General features: G+C 35.8%; 3 protein-coding genes. 1 reads left to right on the forward strand and 2 read right to left on the reverse strand.

Features of this window, described 5'->3' with window-relative positions:
- A partial coding sequence (locus tag ACY65O_RS16565; RefSeq protein WP_462221974.1) for a POT-type proton-dependent oligopeptide transporter occupies window positions 1–665 on the forward strand: 665 nt, incomplete at its 5' end.
- A gap of 74 nt (window positions 666–739) precedes the next feature.
- Here the strand turns inward: ACY65O_RS16565 and ACY65O_RS16570 are convergent.
- Window positions 740–1933, reverse strand: coding sequence for a DUF1501 domain-containing protein (locus ACY65O_RS16570; protein ID WP_462221975.1), 1194 nt, complete (start codon window positions 1931–1933; stop codon window positions 740–742).
- 130 nt (window positions 1934–2063) lie between these two features.
- On the reverse strand, window positions 2064–3201 hold a 1138-nt coding region (locus ACY65O_RS16575; RefSeq protein ID WP_462221976.1), incomplete at its 5' end, for a DUF1800 domain-containing protein.

Consider the following 3201-nt stretch of genomic DNA (forward strand, 5'->3'; position numbering starts at 1 on the left):
CTGTTAAACAGGCCTGGGGTTTATTATTAATTGCTCTTGGGTACTGGATAATTGCTACACAAGTTAAAGGATTAGGCATCTCTGGAAAGGTGGGTATCATTTGGCTCATCATATTATACCTGTTACATACATGGGGAGAATTGTGTTTATCACCGATAGGTTTATCATTAGTTGCAAAACTTGCACCCAAAAGATTTGCTTCGCTATTAATGGGAGTTTGGTTTTTAGGAAATGCAGGAGGTTATGTATTAACCGGTGTATTAGGTGCATTACTGCCACCAACTACAGAGGCTTATGTAAGTATGCAAAAACAAAATATCGATCTGAAAAAAGTACTGGATGGTGAAAAATTACCAAACGGATCGGAGCTATATTCATTAGCAAAAGAAAAGATTGCTACAACGATTGATTATGAAAAAGCATTAAAAAATAATCTTGATTTTGTGAAAATATTAAAGGCTCCGGATTCTGTATTAACCACAGTACAATTAGAAACCATTGAAAAAGAAAAATTAGTAAAAGTTGGCTACCCAACATTTTTCGGTTTTAAATTGAAAGATCTTTATGATTTCTTCATGCTGTTTGTAATTTTATGCGGTCTTGCAGGATTACTCCTGTATGCATTAACCCCCATGATGAAAAAAATGATGCATGGTGTTCGTTAAAATATTTTTTATCTCTTTTAAAAAACAAAGGCTGTTCAAATTTGAACAGCCTTTGTTTTTAGGGATTTAATTTTTTAAATAAAATTCAACGTTTCAAACTTTCCACCCAATATCATTTTATCATCTGCACCCAGCCATTTATTTAATACTGTTGCATACACATTTTTAAAATCAACTTTGTGTTTTAAATCGCCTTCATTTAAATCATTCAGATCGGGCATGGCGTTTAAAACGCCTTTTTGTTTTAATCCACCACTGATAAAAAACATATTGTTGGCTGTACCATGATCGGTACCCCCGCTGGCATTTTGTGTAACCCTGCGGCCAAATTCGCTAAAGGTCATCATCAGTACATCGTTAAAACGGTTGTTCTTTTTAAGATCGTTTGTAAAAGCTTTTACAGCATTATTCAGTTCAGTAAATAATCTTTTTTGCTGGCCTTCCTGGTTTACATGGGTATCGAAACTGCCTAACGAAACATAATATACTTTGGTGTTGATATCAGAAAAAATTAATGAGGCAATAGTTTTTAAATCTTTACCCAAATTAGTAGCAGGGTAAACTTCATTGGTAGGATGCGTTTTGCTTTGCTGATAAATGTAATCGGCACTGCTGATAGTTTCGCTCATGGTTTTGTACAGGTAATCTATCGTTTCTTCGCCTGTTTGATGGTTAGCATTGATATCTTTAAAATATTTTCCATTACTGCTGTTAAATAATTTTTTAGGGTCTTTAAATGCCAGGCCTTTGCTTTGTTCGCCTTTTAATGCAAGGCTTAACACATCATCCAGCTCCATGGCCTGCGTAGGTTTATCGCAACCCTTACATTGTGCATCTAAATAGCGGCCAACCCATCCCGTATTTACATATTCGTTACTGGCACTGGCGCTGTGCCAAATATCCATACTTCTAAAATGGCTGCGGTCGGGATTAGGATAACCCACACTATTCATTATAGCCAAACTGCCATCATCGTACAATCCTTTAAAAGCTTCCAGTGCAGGGTTTAATCCTGTTTCGTCGCTTACAATTAAAGCTTTATCTTTTGCAATACCAATGCCCGGCCTTGCTTTATAATAAATATCATTACGTACCGGTATCACTGTATTTAATCCATCGTTGCCACCACTGAACTGAATTACCACCACCACTTTATTGCCCGGTGGCACCATCATTGGTTTTTCAAAAGCCTTTAAAAATTTGGGCAGCATAAAAGATGCGGTGGCCAGTGAACCAACTTGCAAAAATTCTTTTCTTTTTATCAACATGAGAATAATTTTAGATTTTAGAATGCAGATTTTAGATTTTCTTAAAATCGGTAATACTGCTATTTTTTAAACTTTATTTTTATTTAAGAAGTGCATTTCAAATCCGAAATCGTAAATCTCAAATCGTAAATCAGCTGAGTTGGTACTCCGGCGTACTCATTAAATTAACAATGGCGCTTTTAGTAAAATTTTCTCTGCTGGCATTATTTAAATATTTTGCTAATAATGCATTACTCACATGCGCTTTTGTTTGCAATACGGTATCTGTTATTTTTTGTAATAATTTTTCTCTGGGGGTTTGTTCAAAAATTTTTGCCACCAGTTCCCAATCTGTTTTAGCAGTGCCGCCTTTTACTGCATCTTGTAGTTTTTTTGCGCCAGCTTCCATCATGCCGCCCTGCACATCATCATCCGTTTTTGGTTTTATATCCATAATATCGTTTGCTGCTAAAATTTGCGGAATACGTAAGCGTAACATCAGGCTGCTGCTGTCTATCCAGGTTTTACCCCCGGCCCAGCCGGCAACATTGGGCGGGTAAAATAAAATTTGCCCTAAAGTTTTTTGAAATAATAATTGCGACTGATCATTCTCCATTTCCATGGGCAATAACCTTCTTATACCTGCAAGCAATTCAATGGGTGATTTTATTTTGGTGCCAATATTTTTCTCTTCATAAAACCAATCGGCAGTAAAAATATCTTCCATCAGTTTTTTAATATCATAATCGTTTTTATAAAACCTGCTGCTCAGCCATTCCACTTTTTCATCATCCACTTTTTCGTTTACAAAATATTTATAAATTTTTTTGGTAATGAATTTTGCCGTTTGCTTTTGTTCTAATAAAAGATTCAATACATCATCGCCATCAAAGTTGCCGGTTTTGCCCAGCAGGGTTTTACTGTCTGTGTCATGCTGATTTTTTCTAAATTCAAATTCTCCACTTAAATTATATCCCCAGCCGGTAAAAGCCCTTGCAGCTTCTTTAACATCATTCTCTGTATAATTACCCCGGCCCATAGTAAACAGTTCCATTACCTCCCTTGCAAAATTTTCGTTAGGCTTTTTCTTTTTGTTTTGCTGGTTATTTAAAAATTGCAGCATCGAAGGGCTTTTGCTTACTGCAATTAAAAGGTCTTTAAAATTACCTAAAGCATTTTCTCTTATAATTTGTAAAAGCTCCTGCTGAAAATAACTGTTAATTACACGGCATGCAAAATGCCCGTGCCAGAACAAACTCATCTTTTCCCTTAACTGTGCCTCGCTGTTT

It is taken from the genome of Ferruginibacter sp. (genome assembly GCF_031430955.1).
In the GTDB taxonomy this organism is placed as follows: domain Bacteria; phylum Bacteroidota; class Bacteroidia; order Chitinophagales; family Chitinophagaceae; genus Ferruginibacter.